The sequence below is a fragment of the Ekhidna sp. genome (assembly GCF_039940915.1).
Lineage (GTDB): Bacteria > Bacteroidota > Bacteroidia > Cytophagales > Cyclobacteriaceae > Ekhidna.
In genome coordinates, this window is record NZ_JBDVFO010000001.1 from 656,613 (window position 1) to 677,081 (window position 20,469).

Sequence of the window (20,469 nt, forward strand, 5' to 3'; positions counted from 1 at the left end):
ATGGCTATCTTGATAGTCAAACCTAATAGTATCATGAAGAGAATTTTTTTTACATCCCTGTTTATTGCTACAGCCCTGCTTTCTTTTTCGCAAGGCACTATGCTGCTGCGGCAGCCCTCTGTAAGTCAAGATAAAATAGTTTTTGTTTATGCAAATGACCTTTGGGTTGTTGATCGCACTGGCGGAGATGCCACTCGATTGACTACATCAGAAGGTGCTGAGTCCTTTCCACACTTTTCCAATGATGGGAAGTGGATCGCTTTTAGCGGCCAATATGATGGGAACACAGATGCATTCGTGATCCCTACAGCTGGTGGGGCACCGAAACGCCTCACCTATCACCCCGGTGCTGATAGAGTACAGGGCTGGTCACCAGATGGAAAGGTGATTTTTGCCTCCACACGAAAAGGACATCCAACAAAGCTCAATAAATTTTACGCCATCGGGGTAGATGGAGGTTTCCCTGAGGAACTTCAGATTCCTCGAATAGCCTATGGAGAAATTTCTCCAGATGGGAAGTACGCAGCGTACACACCAATCACTTCATGGGATCCTGAATGGAGAAACTATCGAGGAGGTCAGGCCATGCCAATATGGATACTCGATCTAAAAACCAAGGAGTTGCAAACCACGCCTCAACCTGATAAAGAAAGACATCTAGAACCCGTTTGGCTCAATGGTGAAGTCTATTTCCTCTCCGAAAGAGATTACACTAGCAATATTTGGAAATACAATCTAGAAACCAAGGCGTATACTCAAATCACCTTTCATACCCAGTTCGATGTGAAAAGTTTGGATGCTTCCGCAGACCTTATCGTATATGAGCAAGGGGGGTATCTTCACTCGATCAACCCTGAAACAGAGGACAGAAAGCACCTGGAAATAAATGTAAGAGGAGATTTAAACTGGGCACGTGATCGCTGGGAAGATGTTTCAGGCAGAAATCTGCAAAATGCATCTCTTTCACCAACCGGCCAACGAGCATTATTTGAATATCGTGGTGAGATTTTTACCGTCCCAAAAGAGAATGGTTCATGGAGAAACATTTCTAAGTCCTCCTTTGCAGATAGATCTCCCGTTTGGTCACCAGATGGGAATGAAATTGCCTGGTTTTCTGATCGAAGTGGCGAATATCAATTGGTGATCAGCGATCAATTTGGCACATCTATCAAGAAAAGTTATCCTCTGCCAAATCCCACTTTCTACTTCAGACCCACTTGGTCACCTGACGGGAAGTACATCAGCTACACAGATACTGATTTTAACATTTGGGTACTAAATCTAACCTCTGGTGATGCCAGAAAAGCCGACACTGAGCGCTATGCTCACCCAAACAGATCCATGAACCCAATATGGTCTCCAGACAGCAAATGGATCGCTTACGTGAAGTTGACGGATGCGCAGTATAAAGTTGTGAAAGCCTATAACATTGAATCCGGTAAAATCATTGATATCTCCGATCAAATGGCTGACGCACTTGAACCAGTGTGGGATGCCAATGGAAAGTATCTCTACTTTTTGGCTAGCACCAATTGGGGATTAAATACCGGATGGCTGGACATGAGCTCATACAACATCCCAGTGACAAGAGGACTCTATGCTGCAGTACTATCAGCAAGTGATCAATCACCTATTCTCCCACAAAGTGACGAGGAAACTTCGAATGATGAAAAAGACGAAGATGAAGAGATAACGGTTACCATAGACAATGGTGTAATCAATAGAATTGTCTCGCTGGATGTTCCACAAAGGAGCTATGCAAGTTTAGTCTCAGGACCAGAGAACACCGTCTTCTACGCCGAAAACATTCCAAATCAGCAAGGAATAACGCTGAATAAGTATGATCTGGACACTCGTGAGTCAACTGAATTTATGACTGGACTTCAATCCGTCCAGGTATCGCATGACCGAAAACAACTCCTATATCGATCGGGCGGAAATTGGGGAATTGTGCCTTCTTCCGGTAAGAGTCAAAAATCTTCCGAAGGGAGATTAAGCATAGACATTAAGATGAAAGTAAGCCCTAGCGAAGAGTGGCAGCAGATATACCGCGAAGCTTGGAGGTATCAACGCGATTTTCTTTACGTAAACAATCAGCATGGAGCTCCATGGAATAAAATCTATGAATGGTACAAGCCATGGGTTAGTCATGTCAAACACAGAGAAGACATGAATTACATTATTGATATACTGGGTGGTGAAATCGCTGTTGGACATTCCTACACAAGGGGTGGTGATTACCCAAATATTAATCGAGTCCCTGTTGGGTTGCTTGGAGCAGATTATGCAATTAAAAATGGTAGGTATCAGTTCATTAAAATATTTACTGGAGAAAACTGGAATCCCAATCTAAGAGCTCCGTTGGCTGCTCCAGGAATGAAAGTCAGTGAAGGAGATTATTTATTAGAAGTCAATGGTGTAACGATAGATGGAAACGAAAATATCTTCAAGTACTTTGAGCAAACATCTGGCACTACTCTTCGAATCAAGGTTGGCAAGACCGCTGATATTTCAAAAGCTGAAACACTATATGTGGAGCCCATCAGTAATGAGTATGCTTTGCGCTCTCGTGCATGGATAGAAAGCAACCGCCAGTACGTCAGCCAAAAAACAGAAGGAAAAATTGGATACACCTATGTGCCCAATACTGGTGGCGGAGGCTATGAATCTTTTAATCGCTACTATTTTGCACAGCAAGACAAGCAAGGAATGATTGTGGACGAACGGAACAATGGTGGTGGGTCAGCTGCTGACTATATGGCTGATGTTATGAATCGCAAACTTTATGGCTACTTCAATAGCAAAGTGGGGGACCATAAACCCTGGACCACTCCAATGGCCGCTGTTTGGGGACCAAAAGTCATGATAATCAATGAACGAGCTGGATCCGGAGGTGATTTGCTCCCCTACCTTTTCCGGGCAATGAACATCGGCACTTTGGTTGGTACTCGCACTTGGGGTGGCTTGGTAGGTACGTGGGACACGCCACTATTCATTGATGGCGGAAGAATGGTTGCCCCTCGGGGAGGATTCTTTGACATAAATGGTGAATGGGCAGTAGAAGGTGAGGGCGTAGCACCTGATGTAGAAGTAATCCAGGAACCAAAACTTGTCCTTCAGGGTAAGGATCCTCAACTTGACAAAGCGATAGAAATAGCTCTAGAAAAGCTTAAAACTGAGGCAATAGAACTGAAGGAAGAGCCAGCTCCCCCTATTCGATCCAAGCGAGCTATAAAGAAAGAATAACAGACTTTGTCAAAGGTTAAGAAGCGAATGAGAAGAACTCATTCGCTTCTTTTATTTTAATGAATCTCAAACCAGACTCATACAACCCCTTGATTGAACCAATCAATCGAAAAAGAATCTTCTGGAGGCAGAAATTCAATATTTTAGCCTCGGACTCTACTCCTATGCTATCACGATTACCTCTTATTATAGCTCTATTACTTGTATTGGGTAAGAGCATGGCTCAGCACTTTACACCAAAAGCTACTGAAGCTGCCCTATCCAAGCTTTCGGAAAGAGAGCAAATTGAATACGTCAATAAAAATTTCTACTCAATCTATAGTGCTGATTTTTCCAATTCCTCCAAACTAACCGAAATGGCAGTGGAATTAAGCAAAGCACTAAAGCTACCCGCGCAAGAGGCTTTGGCACAAAAAAATTATGGGATCATATTATATCTGACTGGTGACTATGAAAACGCTCTGCCCGCCTACCTCAGATCATATGACCTCTATGACTCTTTAGATGATTTGAGTGGGTTAGCACAACTCAGTAATGAAATGGCAAATTACTATCAGAAGCAGCGTGCTTTTGACAAATCATTACAATTATGGGCGCAATCTGCGAAACTCTCAATTGAGGTAAATGATTTGCGAACCTTAGGTACAAGCTATGGAATGCTGGCAGCCTTTCATTGGTTGAGAAAAAACTACAAGGTTTCGGACTCCCTATACCTTCTGTGTCACAGGATAAGGCTTGAGCAAAACGATAGTGTCGGCCTTGGGTACACCTTTCTTGACCTGGCAGATATTGAAAGAAGAAATGGGAATTTTAATCAAGCGCTTCAGTTTTTCACTGAATCAACAAAAATCAGAAAAGCAATCGCGGATAATCAAGGAGTTCTTGAAAACTATAAAGCAATTGCCGATTTCTATTTTCAAACAAAAAAATTTGAAGACGCTGGTCAATACTATGAGAAAGCAATAAATGGTAGCGTTCAGTTTGGATATCCAGACTTAGCTCGAAAGTCAATGGACTCGCTTTCATCATTATACGCTGCTTCTGGAAATTACAAGAAATCACTTAGTCTAAAGATAAAAGCCGAAAACCTGGAAGATAGCCTATTCAATCTGGACAGGTCCAAAGTGATTTCGGAGCTTCAAACTAAGTATGATACTGAAAAGAAAGAAAAGCAAATCGCCCTTCAAAATGCTGAAATTTCAGAGCAACAAGCAGAAATCCAACGGAATCAAATGCTGCTGTTCGCTTCGATATTCACTATTCTTCTTTCCATTGTGCTTGCCGGTTTACAAAGAAGTAGACTCAAGAAAGAACAGCTTTTGAAGCTTCAGGCGGCGCAACTCCAGAAGCAAGAAGCAGAAATCAATGCCACGATTACTTCTCAGGAAAAAGAACGATCCAGATATGCCCGTGACCTCCATGATGGGTTCGGTCAAATGATTTCGATTCTGAATTTGAATTTGAAAAACCTCAGCAATGGCGCAAAGCCCGACGAAAGACAAAAAGTATTTGACGCGTCTTCAGAAGTTATTGATGAGATGTATAATGAATTGAAGAACATCTGTTTTGACATGATGCCGCAAACCTTAATTAAGAATGGAATTGAAAGTGCGCTGAGCGAATTCGTAGATAGGATAAATAATGCAGGAAAAATAACAGTAGAACTAAACACTTTCGGACTTGAAGGTCGACTTTCCGAAACTCAAGAGATATCGCTCTATCGTATTTCGCAAGAATGGATCAACAATGTCTTGAAGTATTCAGATGCCAACAAAGTGACGCTTCAGATTACAAAAGATGAAAGGGAGATCACTCTGCTCATCGAAGATAATGGTATTGGTTTCGATAAATCACTACTTCAATTAGGAAAAGGTAATGGCTGGAAAAACCTGAACATCCGTACAAATATTATCCAAGGAACGCTTGAACTAGAAACAACACCTAATCGCAAGGGAACAACCCTGATAGTCAACGCACCATCAGTTGTCCATAACGCCACAACTGATACTGAAAATACCGTCAAAACGGTATAGTTATCTACGCTATTCTAGGCCTTATTTGATGTTTAATTGACAAGGCTATATCAAGACAAATGAATTTGCTATCTTTCATTGGAAGAGAGAAATCCTCCAAAATGAAAATATTTCTTACGGACGACCATGCCATATTACTGGGTGGCTTAATTAAAATTCTTTCCTCAGAGGATGATTTTGAAGTGGTCGGCTCTTCTGGTTCCGTACAGGATACACTTGACCAGCTCACACAAAAGAATGTTGACCTACTCATCACAGATTATAACCTTCCTGATGACGATGGATTGACACTCGTGCGAAGAGTCAAACGAAAATATCCTGCAATCAAAATAATCGTGCTTAGCATGCATGACGAAGCTCATTTGATTAAAGAAATACTGAAAGAAGATGTTGAAGGTTATATCCTGAAAAAAGACTCGCACGAGGAGTTAGTGAATGCTGTCAGAGCGGTAAAAAATGGGAAAGTTTATTTAAGCTCAGATGTAAATGCCATGTTAATGAAAGGGCTCAATGGCACGGAAGAACAAAAACTACTTACCGACCGTGAGCGGGAAATCCTTCAACTCATCTCTAAAGAATATACCAACAGACAAATGGCCGAAGAGCTGTTCATCAGCGAACGTACAGTGGAGACACATCGCAAAAATATTTTCAGAAAGACCGGCACCAACAACCTTGTTGGGTTAATCAAATTCGCCTACGCCAACAACCTGATATAGGTCTTCAAAATTCCTTATTCAGTTTTATATTCCTTCATCAAAACATCATGATTCAGATTGGCAACTCTGGTCGTAGGCTGCTGTTTTCCGTCCGTTGCCTCATAGACTTTTTCGGATAGATACTTTTGTAATTCACTTGCGTAGATTTTGCCATCTGCGTTTAAATCGGCGCCATTATTGATCATCCCTTCTTTCAAATAATAAGTGAACACTCCATTTTTCCAATCTGCACTTTCCAAGGCGTATTCAGCTCCTCCTGCGCTGGAGATAACAATTGTTCCCGTATTTTCTCTTAGATCTGCAAATTGCGAGCGCATAAACTTGAATAGATTTCCATACCCCAGTATGCGACTGAGGCCCGTTTTCTCACGTACATTGGAGAATCCACGAGATACTAGTTTCCCATTTGGGACATTTCCAGATTCTCCCTCCAATACTACATTGTCCTTCTCTACTTCACCTGAATGGCAAGCATCAATAAGGATCAGCTTGTTTCTTGACGGTATATAGGAAAGCAATTTTTCCACATCTTCATACACCATACCCCCTTCACCGGGGTTATTGAAGTTTATGTGATGCATAGCAAGAAAATAATCCAGCTCACGGCTCAGGAGTCCATGACCTGCAAAAAAGAAAATGACATGGTCATCAATTTTTGTCTGTTCTAGCCGCTCCCTGGTTGCCTTAACATTTTCAGGGGTTGCTTCCTCATTCAGATAATTTAAATGATGGATATTCTCAAACTGATCTGATTGATTTGAAAAAAGTTGTGCCAAATCCATTGCATCCTTTGAAGCATAGGTGAGGTTAAAATCCGTGTTTTCATAATCAGAAACTCCTATAGTTACCAGATAAAGATCCTTTTTCACCTTAACTTCCGGAACATACTTAACTTCAAAGTATTGACTAAGTGAGGATACTCCCTTGGCATTTAGTAGTCTCACCTCCAAAGTATTATCTCCCTCACTTAGATCAATTTCTATTTGCTTTTCTATTTCACTCCCGCTCACCTCCACAGGTGGTATTGGAACTCCGTTTATTTTTATTTGAATCGAACTCAATGCTTCCAACGCATCCTTGCCGGATACTTTAAATGCCAAAGACTTTGAATTCGTGGATCGAGGTAGCTCCGCCAGATTGAGCGCTATATCTGGTGTGTTAAAATTAAGTTCGACTCCTTCTAGTATTCCCAACTGGACTCTTCTCTTTTTAAAAGCCACTTTATAGGCTTTAACTAAACGCGAATTGGCATACCCTATGCGTTCCAATACAATATCTGGTCGGTTGAATTGAAAATCAAATTGCTCATATGGATACATCTTACCCTGGTACTTAAATGCAATAGACTTGAGTGCATCTTTTGATGCCATGAAGTAGAAGTCATTGGTTAAAGCAATCACCTCCTTGTCTTTGGTAATCATGATACGAGCCACATTGTCCCCACTGACAGGATTCCAAAGGGAAAGAGCTCCATCCATGCTTGCCGTGAAGACAAATTTCTCATCTGGAGTGTACCCAAAAGATGTGACCTTGTTTTGATGAATCAGATCGTACTTTCCCAAAGTAGAAGTCAGAATTGTTCGTGTTCCATCTTTCTTTAGACTGCTTTCATTGGTTGCACTTTCGGAAGGTTTAGTGGATGAAAGTTCGTTGTTCAAAATCTCTCCCGTTTCCAGATCCCAAGTGATTTGCTTACCCTCTGTTGCAGTAGAAATTGCTTGCGTTTCATCTCCTGAGAACAGCACTGAAGTAATTTCTCCCAGGTGTCCCTTGAATGTTCTGAGGATAGACTTATTTGCCATATCCAAGAGGTGAAAAAAGGAACTGTTATAATAAGCTACCAGTGCTTTGGAACGGTCTTTTGAGTAAGCAAATCTTTCGATGGCATACTCATTTTCGAAGTGCTCTAAAACCTCCATGGTAGCCAAATCAACAATGTATCTGTCCTTGATTCCAGTAGAAATCACCACGGTTTTGCTATCCTGACCAAAGGCCACCGCATACATTGGATAGACTTCACCATTGGTAAATGTCTGGATGTTTCTTTCAAGGTTTACATCCCACAATTTCATTTCCCCATTCTTTGCAGAAGAGAATAGATACTTCCCATCCTTGGATGGGAGCAGGTCTAGTATTGGTGATTTGTGTGCCTCGATGATCTTATATGGAGTGGCGTACATGTTGTCCATTTTTTCGCTGAGCTTCGCATATGGATTTGCCGTTCTAGGATAAAACTTAATCGCGTCATATTTCCAGAAAAGAATCTCCCCGAACTTATTCGCAGCGATGATATCATCATTGCCGTCCTTCGAGAAGAACGCACTCAAATCTGAATCTTTAGAAATAGCCCCTACAGATTCAGATTCAACTTTATTTATGTCATAATTGTCTTGATTTTTAAAAGAAAATATTTTGTAGTTACCAGTAGTGTCTTGAAAGTTGTAAGGAAAAAAACTCTTCCAAAGTGGTTCTTTGCTTTTTTTCCAATCAGTTATTTTATTCCAATCTTTAATTATGGATACCGAGGGAGTCCCATAGTTTACCCTTCCGACAAGAAATTTTTTATCTGCAGCATCAAAACTGATGGAGGTGGCTCCTCCTCCCGGAACCCACGTCACCATTTTACCCTGCGGGATAGTAAAAAAGGCATTTTTACTTAAAAGTTTATCTGTCTCAGTATAGAGGTAGTCTCCGCTATTTAAAAACTTGATCCTATTCACCTCGCTTTTAAACTCATACAGCTCTTTGATTTTTCCTGTAAACACATTGTGAAGAAGCACAACTTTATCTTTTCCAGCTGTAGCAAAATAGTCTCCCTTGGGGGAGTAATCCACGCTCAAAACCTTGTTCTTGTGCTCGGCTATGGTTTTTATTTTCTCGCCAGTATCAACATTCCAAATGATTACTTTTCGATCATCTCCTACTGAAATTAAGGTTCTAGAATCCGGGGAAAATACAATGTCATTGACTGCTTTTGAGTGGCCAGACAATGTCTGCATTTCTTTCCCGGTTGCTATTTCCCAAAGCTTAACCGTATTATCTTCACTGCATGAGGCGACTATCCGTCCGTCTGGCGAATACTCCATGTCATTTATGGCCAACTGATGACCTGTTTGAATGATTAATTCAGGTGACTGGGCGTGTACGAAAAAAATTAAAAAATAGAAAAAAAGATAGAAAAGGCGTGTCATAAGAATGCTGTTTAAAATAGAAAGGAGCCGTCTCGCTTTGAGCAGACGACTCCCGTTGAATCAAAGCTACTCTGCTTGATATTTTATGATTTTAGTACCATCAAAAACGAAGATGAACTTGCCGTCTTCTGTTAAATCAGCACCTCCGCTCAGCTCTCTAATTCGAGCATATTGTTCATCATTTCCTTGTCCACCAACGGCAGCTTGAGCCAGCGTTTTCTTCTCAGAGTTATGCTTTGGAATTTTTACTGTTCCCAATGTGGCTCCAGTTTCAAGATCAAGAAGTGTTAAGTCATCTTTTTCATTCTGAACATAGAGTTTCCCTCCTCTTTCATAAGTTCTCGAAATGTTCTTAATCTTATCAGAAGAATACAAGGACTCACCATTGCTCTTTCTAAAAGCTGTAACACCCTTTGTCCCCATAATGGTTACTGCTTCTCCTATGTCATAGGAGAACTTAGGTTTTCCAACTTTAGTGGCTTTGAAATCCACCTGATAGTTTTCAACACCATTTTTGGCTTTTATGGAATAGAAGAATTTGTTGCTTGCCGCATAAACATTCTGCCCATCTGTCGCCATTTTTGTAATAGAGCCTTTGAATTTTTCAGAGTCCCATTTTTCAACACCTGTTTTTTCATCAAAACCCCTTAGTCCAAATTTTCCAACCCAAACCCACTCATTGACATGAGCCCAATAGGTGGATTTAGAAATGGGATCTTTAAGCATCGCCACATATTGTTGATTGACCAATCCGCCAATCTGGGCTACAACAACACCATCAACAAGTGCTATGCGTGGTAATGCTTTCGCGTCATTTATCTTCTCAGAAGTCCACAATAATTTACCAGAGGTCAGGTCAAACTTCTGCAAGTATTTCCTTCTCACTTTCTTGTCTTTCTCCTGCAGAACAACGTATACCGCATCATCTGTAATTAAAGGGTCAGCAATGGCATCATAGGTAGCTCCCCTCAGTTTCTTGCCTGCCCCGCCTTCAAGACCAGAAGCCATACCAGACGGCTTTTTCAAAATCTTAATGTCTTGATTATAATATGCGCTCCAAACATTGGATCCTGTATTAAAATCGAATACTTGAATTCCATTATAGATGACAAAGATTCGATCGCCTTCAATCTTAAGTTCACCTTGACGCTCTTTAGTTATGTACTTTTTTCCACCAAATCCCTGGTGACTTGTTTTCCAAATTACATCCCCAGTTCTAACATCCAGTTTAGCAATCGCATTCAAATTTTCCATGCCAGCAGCAAATGCATCAAATGCATTTCTCATAAAGTTGATCATTACAATCTCACCTTCTTCTTCGAGATAGATATGGCGACCAATAGCTCCTCTAAATTCTTCTGTCTCCCAAATTACTTCTCCTTCTTTCACGTCTATCATCACCGTTTTTGCTGGTAGACTAAATGCGAAAGCCTTCATTTCAGGTATATAGGCAATGGCATCTTCAATAGTTTTCTTTGGTATTTGATAGCCATCCAATGTCCACATTAAGCTTCCGTCTGCAAGGTTGATTCCTGCTATTCGGTCATTCTTTCCAGCCTTAGAATCAAACAATAAAAGAGTATTAGCTTCCCACAACACATATTGATAGTTGCTATTGGTAATAACCTCACCAGTCGCTTCCTTGAATTTGGCATACCAGAGTTCTTTTCCGGTAGAACCATCTATCAAAGACATATCCGTCTTAGAGGTGGTAATGGCATAGTTCCCGTTCGGGCTTGCACAAGAATAGATGTTAGCCTTACTACTGGTTTTACCAGTCCATACTGAAGGAAAAGCATCCCTGTCGTTTCCTCCAACTTTGCTAGCTACTTTATCTTTAAGTTTCTTCAGGCCACCTAATTGGGCATGAGTGGTTAATGCTAGTGGCATCAAAAACACCAAAAACATTAATTTCAGAGTAGATTTTTTCATGATTTTCGATTTTAGTTTAATCAGTGGCTGAGCACATTCAGTCACATCTTCAAAGTAAGAATCTCAAATCACGAGATAGAATACCCGAGATCACGGGATTTATCTACGGGTTTCATGGTATATAGAAGCTGGTTCAAAGAGCATATCTCAAGAGATCACCCCTTGTCTTTACGTTTAGTTTCTTGTAGATATTTTTCATATGGCTTTTAATGGTCTCATATGAGATATCCAGCTTTGATGCGACTTCATGATAGGTAAATCCATTCATGATCAACGGCAGAACTTGCTGCTCTCTATCTGTCAATTCGCTAGTGTCCAACGTAGATTTGATATGCTGGAAAAGATGACCAACTTCGTTATTGGATAGGTAAATCTCATCCCTTTTAGCACCGTTAATGATGTTGGCGATGTTTGTATAAAAATTATCAAGTGAAGTAAGTCCTTTTACGCCTGCTTTCAGGTAGTGATAAACTTCTTCATTCTTATATAGGTTTTTCACTATCACCACCGAGTTATTCAATGCTAGTTGAAGGATGTTTTCTATTTCTATACCGTTATTTATTATAATTCCATCAACGATAAGTATTGCATCTGGATTTTCATGTATAATTGTAAACTCCTTAGTTGATAGTTGGTTGAAAGTCTTAACCGAACTCACAAGGTTTTGAAAATCCTGCGCTCTTTTTTTAAGCAAAAAATTGAATCGTTCTGTCTTACTGAAAATGTATAAATCACTCACGCCTTTCATATTGAAACTACATTTTTTAATTAAAACTTAAATCTGCTTTTTGCACGCCATAGATGTTCAAAGCGACACCTTTAGGATTGTTAGTATTGATATTAAGAAAAAGCAAAGCAGTAATGCGACTGCTATTTCTCCAGCAGCGATTCTCTTAAATACTTTGCCATACAATACATTTAGTTTTTCTTTCTCTCTACCCATAGCTTTTCAAAACATTGGTTCATAGCAATATTATCCTGACAGGTATCCTCTTCGCAATAGCTGGAAGTACCTATTTAATTTTGGCTTGCTAGTAATACTTAGGCTCCTTAATTGAACTATTTTGTGCTTATTCTTTAATTATTTTAATAATTGGGTGATATTAACTAGGTATATCTCCTTAACTAATGGGTTATGCTATCAACACTTTTCTTAGGAGAGAATCATCCATACTCTCGCCTTATGAACCGCCTCCGTTTTATTTCTCGCTCCTAGTTTTCTATAAATATTGTATGTATGCGTTTTAGTGGTGTCATATGAAATATGAAGTTTTAGGCTGACTTGTTGATATGTTAACCCACGAGAGAGGAGATTTAAAACTTCCAATTCTCTCCTACTTAAAATTTTTTCTTCCCTTACAGTAGACACCTTTCCAAGAATCATTTTTAAGGTATCCTGACAAATGAAATATCCATTATTACCTAACTCAGTTAGCGCATTGGGCAACTCTGCCAGTGCGTTGGTGCTAATAATTCCTTTCACATTTGAGTGAATGATTTTGCGAATGTTAAGTGCTGTACCACCATCATAAATCACTAGACAAGTATTGAAATCTGATCTACTTCTCAAAACACACTCTACCTGGTCATTAATTTCAGATACCCAAAATATGAGTAGGAAATCATCCTCAATATCAGATAGGTATAATGCATTCGGCGTTAGTTTTCTAAGCAACACTCGGTCACTCCCATGAATAAGATCTATTAACATAGTCGTTTCCAATAGGGCTTCATCATTAACGTCATTAAGAACCAGTATCAGTATTCTCTTCTCCCCTTGCATTGTTTTACACTCACTTTCAAGTATGCAAATTCGCAAGACACAGAGCCAAATCATCATAAAATGGGTCAACAGTTAGTGGACTCTTCCTTATTTAGGGTAGACAATAAGTGAAAACTCGAAGAGCGTTCATGTAGAAACTTTTTTGAAAATCATTATCATAAATCGAAAGCGATTTCTAACGTTCTGGTTAGTCATATCACAAGAAATAGTCCATTCTCCTACGTCAACACTTCATAGCTGACATTGAATAAACTATACTTGCAAACAGGATTTTAATGATACAACATGACCGAAGTAAGACACGATTGGACCCTCGACGATATTGCAGACATATACAATAGACCTTTAATGGAGTTGGTATTTCAGGCCGCTACGGTTCATCGACAATATCACGATCCCAGCGAGGTTCAAGTTAGCAGCCTGATATCAATCAAAACGGGAGGCTGTCCTGAAGATTGCGCCTATTGTCCACAAGCAGCGCGCTATCATACAGATATCAAAGTGCATAAATTAATGGAGGTTGATGAAGTGCGGGCGCAGGCTGAATCAGCAAAAGCAAATGGTGCATCCCGGATGTGCTTGGGTGCTGCATGGAGAGAGGTGAGAGATAATCGGGATTTTGACAAAGTGCTTGACATGGTTAAAACCGTCAACAGCATGGACATGGAGGTGTGCTGTACATTGGGAATGGTTTCTGAAAATCAAGCAAAGAAACTGGCCGATGCTGGGTTGTATGCCTACAATCATAACATTGACACATCGGAAGCTTTTTATGATGACATTATTAGCACGCGAGAATACGACGATCGATTAAAAACAATCGACAATGTTCGCAAAGCTAAAATTACCGTTTGCTCTGGTGGAATTATTGGGATGGGAGAATCTTCAAAAGATCGTATGGGCATGTTGCGTACATTATCAAACATGGAAGTTCACCCTGAATCGGTTCCTATTAATGCGCTTGTTCCTGTCGAAGGAACACCCTTAGCAGAACAGCCAAGAGTTCCAGCCCATGAATTGATCCGGATGATTGCCACTACCCGTTTAGTTATGCCTGCTTCAGTCGTAAGGCTTTCTGCAGGACGTGAAGGAATGAGCCTATCAGAACAAGCGCTGTGCTTTATGGCTGGCGCCAATTCAATCTTTGCCGGAGATAAACTATTGACTACTCCAAATCCAGATTTCAATGATGATAAGGAAATGTTTGATTTGCTTGGATTAGTGCCAAGGGAGGCATTTAAATATGATAAAAAAGAGCCTGAGGTGGAGGTATAGAAAAAAGGTCTTGGTATTTCATGAATAATTATCAGAAAGTACTCGAAACACGAAAAAAGCAACACCTGCTGCGTTCACTTCCCCTCCCTCCAGAGGGGATTGATTTTTATTCGAACGACTACTTAGGTCTTGCCCAATCTTCTGAATTAAGTTCAGCAACCAGCACACTTTCAGAAAATACGAAATCTCAAAATGGAGCGACTGGCTCCCGTCTACTAAGTGGTAATTCTGAATATGCGGAGCACGTTGAACAACTAGTTGCCAACTTCCACGAAAATGAAAGTGCCCTAATTTATTCTTCAGGATATGCAGCAAATCTTGGACTTATTTCATGCTTGGCTACAAGGGATACCACCCTGTTTTGCGACGAATTGATCCACGCAAGTCTAATTGATGGTACTCGTTTGGGCTATTCAAAAAAAATAAAATTTCAACACAATAATGCCCATGACCTAGAGCAGAAACTTGAGAAACAATCTGGTCAAAAAATTGTAATCGTAGAGTCTGTATACTCTATGGATGGAGATGTCTGTCCGCTAGAAAAAATGGTGGACGTCTGTGAAAACAATAATGCCTATCTAATTGTAGATGAAGCTCACTCTATGGCTGTTTATGGCACAAACGGAGCTGGCTTGGTACAGATGCACGGACTACAAAACAAAGTTTTGGCTAGAATAATGACCTTTGGCAAAGGCTTGGGCATACATGGCGCCTCTGTAGTAGGACCCAAATGGCTCAAAGATTATCAGGTCAATTTCTCTAGGCCCATGATTTTTTCCACTGCTCCTTCCGCACATCATTTCCGCTCAATAGAGGCTGCATATGGTCTTCTTCCAAAGATCGGCCTAGCGCGAGAGAACCTCCAATCTATGGTTAAATACTTCATAGAAAAACGCATTAAGACTAAATCAAACTGGCTCGAATCCAACACCCAAATACAGTCGCTGATTGTACCTGGAAATGAACAAGTAGTTAAGTTGGGGCAAAGATTGAGTGAGACCGGCATCAATGCCTTGCCTATTCGAAGGCCCAGCGTCTTAGAAGGTGCAGAACGAATTCGGATATGTCTACATTCTTACAACACGAAAGAAGAAATTGATTTGCTTTTTAGAACGCTAGACAATGAATAAAAGAATTATAGTCGCCGGTATAGGTACAGACACAGGTAAGACTGTCGTCTCAGCGATCCTTTGTAAAGCTTTAAAAGCCGACTATTGGAAGCCAGTTCAGGCTGGAGACCTCAATAATACCGATTCTCACAAAATTGCAAAATGGGTACCCATAACCACCATCCATCCTGAGGCCTACAGGCTATCTGAGCCAATGTCTCCTCACGCCGCTGCGGAGATCGACAACATAAGAATAGAAGAACTTAAGCTTCAACCGCCCAAAACCAACGGCACACTAATTATTGAACTTGCGGGAGGGTTAATGGTTCCTTTGAGAGACGACTTGGTAAACATAGATTGGGTGCAAAAAATCCATATCCCCTTGATCCTTGTGGCCAACTACTACTTAGGTAGCATCAATCATACACTGTTAACACTAAACTTATTGAAGGAGCGTAACATTCCGGTTGTGGGTATTATCTTCAATGGTGAAAAGAATTTGAAGACCTTCGAAGTGATACAAAAAAGATCCGGGCTGAATTGCTTGCTGGAAATTGACAAGGAAGAATCAATCACATCCGAAATCATTGACAAATATGCCGAAAGACTCAAGATTTGATACCAATCTCCTGGATTTTGACACGGAGCATATCTGGCATCCATATACTTCTCTAACAAATCCATTGCCTTCTTATCCTGTCGTTGCTGCTGATGGAGTTCGATTGAAACTTGCCAATGGTACAGAGCTTATAGACGGAATGGCTAGTTGGTGGACAGCCATACACGGTTACAATGTACCTGAACTAAACGAGGCAGCTAATGAGCAACTTGATAAAATGGCTCATGTTATGTTTGGTGGGATTACACATGAACCTGCCATCAAACTCTGCCAAAGACTTGTTGAGATTACCCCAGAAGGGTTGGACAAAGTGTTTCTCGCTGACAGTGGATCTGTAGCTGTAGAAGTCGCTATGAAAATGGCCATTCAGTACCAGCACTCCAAAGGCAATAAAAGTAAAAGGAAGTTTATGACACTCCGAAATGGCTATCATGGCGACACTACAGGAGCCATGTCTGTTTGCGATCCAAAGGGGGGGATGCATCATCTTTTTTCGGATTTTCTACCCAAGCACATTTTTATCGACAGGCCATCGAAAAGATTTCAAGAATCTTATGGGCAAGAGGAATTAGCAAAGCTAGAACAGTCATTTCGCCTAAATGCAGACAAATGTGTAGCATTTATCCTAGAGCCGATTGTTCAAGGAGCCGGAGGTATGTGGTTCTATTCTCCAGAATATCTTAAAAAGATACGCCAGCTATGTGATGAAAACGAAATGCTTCTGATTGCTGATGAGATAGCCACAGGCTTTGGCAGAACAGGCAAACTATTTGCTTGTGAGCATGCACAAATAAGCCCAGACATCATGTGCGTTGGAAAAGCATTAACAGGTGGCTATTTGACCCTAGCTGCCACCTTATGTACGGCTGATGTGGCCAAAGTGATTTCTGATGGAGAAGCAGGAGTATTTATGCATGGCCCTACTTTCATGGGAAACCCCTTGGCATGCGCAATAGCAAATAGAAGTCTGGACCTCTTATTGTCGTCTGACTGGAAAGTCAGAGTGTCAACTATTGAGAAGCAATTGAAAAAGGAATTACTCCCGCTAGAAGTAGCGCTATCGGTCAAAGATGTACGTGTTTTGGGAGCCATTGGGGTTATAGAATTAGAAGACTCAATAAATGTATCACGAGCACAAAAATTTTTCGTTGAAAAAAAGGTATGGATACGACCTTTCAGAAATTTAATCTACGTAATGCCTCCATACATAATTGAATCAGAAGACCTAAGTACACTCACTTCCGCAATGGCAGATTATATTAGTTGACAATCATGAAAAGAATCCCGTCCACACTTGCCAATAAATGGCCAGAACTACTCTTAGAACTAATTGTGATTACAGTAGGTATTGTAGGAGCATTTGGACTTAATAATTGGAACGAGAATAGAAAGTCGAGAAATGTAGAAGTAAAAATTCTTTCAGAAATTTTGGACAACCTCAAAGAAGATGGTGCAAATATTCTGCAAGCAGAAAGGCAATTGGCTAACTCCGTCAAGAGTATCAGCAGTTTGCTCAATAGCAATCTGAGAACGATGAATGATGATTCTCTAGCAAAAAATCTTGCACTGTTTATCAATTTTTATAAATATCATCCCATCGACAATGCATATGAAACCTTAAAATCATCTTCCGCCAGTATTTCCAGCATCGAATTAAAAAACGCCATCAGTAGGTATTACGAGTACGAACAAAACAGGGCGCTATCAGGTCTAATGGATGTCGAGGATCAATTTCACAAGTATCTTGTCCCTTTTGCGAGAGAGTATATCGAAGACTTCAATTGGTTGAAAAGTGCCACACCGCGAAACAAGACATCTGAATTTTTTTCAGACTTGGAAAAAGAACTTATTGGCGCAAAAGACAACAATGGACAAACGCTCATAGTTATCCGGAAGTTTATCAATAGCAATCGCAATCTTCAAAAAGAAATCAATACTAACTTGAACTTGAGAAGAGAAAGGACTGAATAATAAAATTTGGTCAATAACAAACTCGGCTTTTGTCTAAAAAAACAAGAACGAATTTGCAAGGCAAGAAGACTATTCATTTTTTTGTCAGACCTAATCACTAAATCACACTAACCCATGGAAGTAAGAGGTTCTGTTGTCAGTAACATCAATGCATACGTCAAGGAAATTCATCCAAATGGATATGATCAATGGATTGATTCGCTCTCAGAGACAGCCCAACAATTAATGCAGCGAACTTCGAGTTCAAAGTGGTATCCTATTCAAGAAGGGATTTTGGAACCAACTAAAATCATGTGCGAACAATTCTATGACAGTGCCAAAGATGGAGCCTGGAAATCTGGAAGATACAGTGCAGAAGTAGGGTTAACGGGGCTATATAAAGTTTTTGTGGTCATAAGTACCCCCACTTTTCTGATTAAAAGAGCTTCACGCGTACTTGCTACGTTCTACAATCCATCAGAGGTATCCGTGATAGATAGTTCAGATCACTCTATGCTTATACATTTCACAAAACTTCCAATTGGAAACGAGTATTTGGAATATCGTATAGCTGGATGGATGGAAAAAGCCCTAGAGATGTGTGGCTGTAAAGATCTGTCTGTTCGAATAACACAATCAATAGCCAAGGGAGACGATTTGTTTGAAGTACAAATCTCGTGGCGGTAGTCTCCTAAAATTCGACGTTATTTTAATTCTAAAATCGTTTGACCAGAGTCATTGCTCTTCATTCTGCCTCAAAGAATCAGTAAAATTTGAAGTATATTATAGGTTCAAAGCCTAACCTATGAAATCCTTCATCTCAGTAGCAGCAATTCTATGCGGCATTGCATGCCAACCTATAAGCTCAAACATCAGTTTTGATGTCAGTTTTGATTCCAGTGTCTCAATGAAAGTCTTAGACGGTCGTCTATTGCTTCTTATCTCAACTGACGATTCCAATGAACCCCGTTTTCAAATAAATGATGGGCCAAATACTCAATTGATATTCGGTCAAAATGTTGATGCTCTTGGTGCTAACGAACAAGTCAGTTTTGGTTCAGAGCATTTCGGATACCCTATCCAAAACATTAATGATTTGAAGCCTGGCGATTATTGGGTTCAGGCGTTGCTTCACACTTATGAGACTTTCAATTTATCGACCGGTCATGAAGTAAAACTTCCAATGGATAATGGGGAGGGACAACAATGGAATCGTTCACCAGGTAACCTTTTCAGCACTCCTATAAAAATCACTATTGAAGCTGGTCAGTCAGCCAACTTTTCTATTGTAATGGATCAAGTTATTCCTCCCATTGAAGAAGCAAAAGACACCGAGTGGATCAAACATATAAAAATGAAAAGCGACTTGCTCAGTGAATTTTGGGGACGAGATATGTACTTAGGTGCTCATGTACTTTTACCAAAAGGATTTGAAGATCATCCAGAAGCTAGTTACCCCTTGATGATTTTTCATGGTCACTATCCTTCTGACTTTGGTGGGTTCAGAACAACCCCGCCAGATCCAAATATGGAACCAGACTATTCAGCAAGGTTCAATGTTTCTGGCTACAACATCATCCAACAGCAGGAAGCATATAATCAATACCTGCAATGGATCAGCGAAGATTTTCCTCGCTTCATCATCATTGAGATTCAGCATCCTACTCCTTACTACGACGACTCTTATGCGGTCAATTCTGCCAATCAAGGTCCTTACGGAGACGCGATTACTTATGAGTTAATTCCATACATAGAAGAACAATTTCGTGGAATTGGTGAGGGCTGGGCTCGGTTCTTATATGGAGGGTCCACCGGTGGATGGGAAGCGCTGGCCGTACAAGTGATGTATCCGGATGAATACAATGGATGCTTTGCAGCTTGTCCTGATCCAATTGATTTTCGTGCCTATTGCCTGGTTGATCTCTATGATAATGATAATGCATACTATTATGACAGTGAGCATAAACAGAAAAATGTGCCAATACCTGCTCATCGAGATTATTTAGGGGCTGTCAACTCTTATATGCAAGATTCCAATTTCAAAGAACTCGCTCTTGGAGACAAATCACGTTCAGGACAACAATTCGATATATGGGAAGCCACGTATTCTCCACAAGGGGAAGATGGATATCCACAAAGAATTTGGGACAAAAAGACAGGTGAAATCAATAAGGAAGTAGCTGAATACTGGAAAGAAAACTATGACTTAAGATATATTCTAGAAAGAGACTGGGACAAGCTTGGCCCCAAACTCCAAGGTAAAATCAACATCTATTGTGGTGATATGGACAATTACTACCTCAATAACGCAGTGTACATGATGGAAGAATTTCTTGAGAGCACTACAGACCCATACTATGGTGGAGAAGTAGATTATGGTGATCGCGCTGAACATTGTTGGAATGGGGATCAGGAAAACCCAAATCACATTTCCAGACTGAGATACAATACGATGTATGTCGACAAAATTTTGAAACGCATAAAAGAAAGCGCTCCGAAAGGTGCTGATCTTACAAGTTGGAGGTATAAATAGAATCCCACTCAAGCTTAATCATCAGTAAGTTGTCTCAGATCTTAAAACATCAGGTTCATTTTAGATTTAGCTTCAATAG

The 20,469-nt window shown here is 40.4% G+C and carries 14 protein-coding genes; 10 read left to right on the top strand and 4 right to left on the bottom strand.

Annotated elements, in window-relative coordinates; translation table 11 throughout:
- Positions 1–33 precede the first annotated feature (33 nt).
- From ABJF57_RS02980 to ABJF57_RS02990, 3 genes are all read left to right on the top strand, one after another.
- A complete protein-coding gene (locus ABJF57_RS02980) occupies positions 34–3,246 on the top strand; it encodes a S41 family peptidase (protein ID WP_462231383.1) in 3,213 nt (1,070 codons plus the stop codon).
- A gap of 59 nt (positions 3,247–3,305) precedes the next feature.
- A complete protein-coding gene (locus ABJF57_RS02985) occupies positions 3,306–5,279 on the top strand; it encodes a tetratricopeptide repeat-containing sensor histidine kinase (RefSeq protein WP_462231381.1) in 1,974 nt (657 codons plus the stop codon).
- Between the two features lie 101 nt (positions 5,280–5,380).
- Positions 5,381–5,998, top strand: a complete 618-nt coding sequence (locus ABJF57_RS02990) for a response regulator (RefSeq protein ID WP_462231379.1) — start codon at positions 5,381–5,383, stop codon at positions 5,996–5,998.
- 14 nt (positions 5,999–6,012) lie between these two features.
- On the opposite strand, the gene ABJF57_RS02995 is transcribed toward ABJF57_RS02990, so the two are convergent.
- From ABJF57_RS02995 to ABJF57_RS03010, 4 genes are all read right to left on the bottom strand, one after another.
- Entirely contained in the window at positions 6,013–9,189 is a 3,177-nt protein-coding gene (locus tag ABJF57_RS02995; RefSeq protein WP_462231377.1) for a caspase family protein, read from the bottom strand.
- Between the two features lie 66 nt (positions 9,190–9,255).
- The gene (locus ABJF57_RS03000) at positions 9,256–11,121 is read right to left on the bottom strand and encodes an outer membrane protein assembly factor BamB family protein (RefSeq protein ID WP_462231375.1); all 1,866 of its coding nucleotides are present in this window, start codon (positions 11,119–11,121) and stop codon (positions 9,256–9,258) included.
- A 133-nt stretch (positions 11,122–11,254) separates the two neighbouring features.
- Positions 11,255–11,860 carry a helix-turn-helix transcriptional regulator gene (locus tag ABJF57_RS03005; RefSeq protein WP_462231373.1) on the bottom strand — a complete coding sequence of 202 codons (606 nt, stop codon included), beginning with the start codon at positions 11,858–11,860 and terminating at the stop codon, positions 11,255–11,257.
- A 414-nt stretch (positions 11,861–12,274) separates the two neighbouring features.
- Entirely contained in the window at positions 12,275–12,904 is a 630-nt protein-coding gene (locus ABJF57_RS03010) for a response regulator transcription factor (protein WP_462231371.1), read from the bottom strand.
- Positions 12,905–13,189: 285 nt separating this feature from the next.
- On the opposite strand from ABJF57_RS03010, the gene bioB reads away from it, so the two are divergent.
- The 7 genes from bioB (at position 13,190) to ABJF57_RS03045 (ending at position 20,390) form a co-directional block, all read left to right on the top strand.
- A complete protein-coding gene (gene bioB / locus ABJF57_RS03015; protein ID WP_462231369.1) occupies positions 13,190–14,179 on the top strand; it encodes a biotin synthase BioB in 990 nt (329 codons plus the stop codon).
- A 20-nt stretch (positions 14,180–14,199) separates the two neighbouring features.
- Complete coding sequence (locus ABJF57_RS03020) at positions 14,200–15,309, top strand: aminotransferase class I/II-fold pyridoxal phosphate-dependent enzyme (RefSeq protein WP_462231367.1); 1,110 nt, start codon at positions 14,200–14,202, stop codon at positions 15,307–15,309.
- Entirely contained in the window at positions 15,302–15,907 is a 606-nt protein-coding gene (gene bioD, locus ABJF57_RS03025) for a dethiobiotin synthase (protein WP_462231365.1), read from the top strand. Before ABJF57_RS03020 ends, bioD begins: the two co-directional genes overlap by 8 nt.
- On the top strand, positions 15,885–17,174 hold the full coding sequence (bioA, locus tag ABJF57_RS03030) for an adenosylmethionine--8-amino-7-oxononanoate transaminase (RefSeq protein WP_462231363.1): 1,290 nt from the start codon (positions 15,885–15,887) through the stop codon (positions 17,172–17,174). The genes bioD and bioA overlap by 23 nt, the downstream gene beginning before the upstream one ends.
- A gap of 5 nt (positions 17,175–17,179) precedes the next feature.
- A complete protein-coding gene (locus ABJF57_RS03035) occupies positions 17,180–17,878 on the top strand; it encodes a DUF6090 family protein (RefSeq protein WP_462231361.1) in 699 nt (232 codons plus the stop codon).
- Between the two features lie 114 nt (positions 17,879–17,992).
- Entirely contained in the window at positions 17,993–18,544 is a 552-nt protein-coding gene (locus ABJF57_RS03040; protein WP_462231359.1) for a hypothetical protein, read from the top strand.
- A gap of 118 nt (positions 18,545–18,662) precedes the next feature.
- Positions 18,663–20,390: an alpha/beta hydrolase-fold protein gene (locus tag ABJF57_RS03045; protein ID WP_462231357.1), complete on the top strand. Its 1,728-nt coding sequence runs from the start codon at positions 18,663–18,665 to the stop codon at positions 20,388–20,390.
- Positions 20,391–20,469: the final 79 nt, after the last annotated feature.

Bases quoted from the DNA above. Each gene is read 5' to 3' on its own strand.
- bioB (WP_462231369.1), top strand. From the start codon at position 13,190: ATGACCGAAGTAAGACACGATTGGACCCTCGACGATATTGCAGACATA.
- ABJF57_RS02990 (WP_462231379.1), top strand. From the start codon at position 5,381: ATGAAAATATTTCTTACGGACGACCATGCCATATTACTGGGTGGCTTA.
- bioD (WP_462231365.1), top strand. From the start codon at position 15,302: ATGAATAAAAGAATTATAGTCGCCGGTATAGGTACAGACACAGGTAAG.
- ABJF57_RS02985 (WP_462231381.1), top strand. From the start codon at position 3,306: ATGAATCTCAAACCAGACTCATACAACCCCTTGATTGAACCAATCAAT.
- ABJF57_RS02995 (WP_462231377.1), bottom strand. From the start codon at position 9,189: ATGACACGCCTTTTCTATCTTTTTTTCTATTTTTTAATTTTTTTCGTA.
- ABJF57_RS03010 (WP_462231371.1), bottom strand. From the start codon at position 12,904: ATGCAAGGGGAGAAGAGAATACTGATACTGGTTCTTAATGACGTTAAT.
- ABJF57_RS02980 (WP_462231383.1), top strand. From the start codon at position 34: ATGAAGAGAATTTTTTTTACATCCCTGTTTATTGCTACAGCCCTGCTT.
- ABJF57_RS03040 (WP_462231359.1), top strand. From the start codon at position 17,993: ATGGAAGTAAGAGGTTCTGTTGTCAGTAACATCAATGCATACGTCAAG.
- bioA (WP_462231363.1), top strand. From the start codon at position 15,885: ATGCCGAAAGACTCAAGATTTGATACCAATCTCCTGGATTTTGACACG.
- ABJF57_RS03045 (WP_462231357.1), top strand. From the start codon at position 18,663: ATGAAATCCTTCATCTCAGTAGCAGCAATTCTATGCGGCATTGCATGC.
- ABJF57_RS03000 (WP_462231375.1), bottom strand. From the start codon at position 11,121: ATGAAAAAATCTACTCTGAAATTAATGTTTTTGGTGTTTTTGATGCCA.
- ABJF57_RS03020 (WP_462231367.1), top strand. From the start codon at position 14,200: ATGAATAATTATCAGAAAGTACTCGAAACACGAAAAAAGCAACACCTG.
- ABJF57_RS03035 (WP_462231361.1), top strand. From the start codon at position 17,180: ATGAAAAGAATCCCGTCCACACTTGCCAATAAATGGCCAGAACTACTC.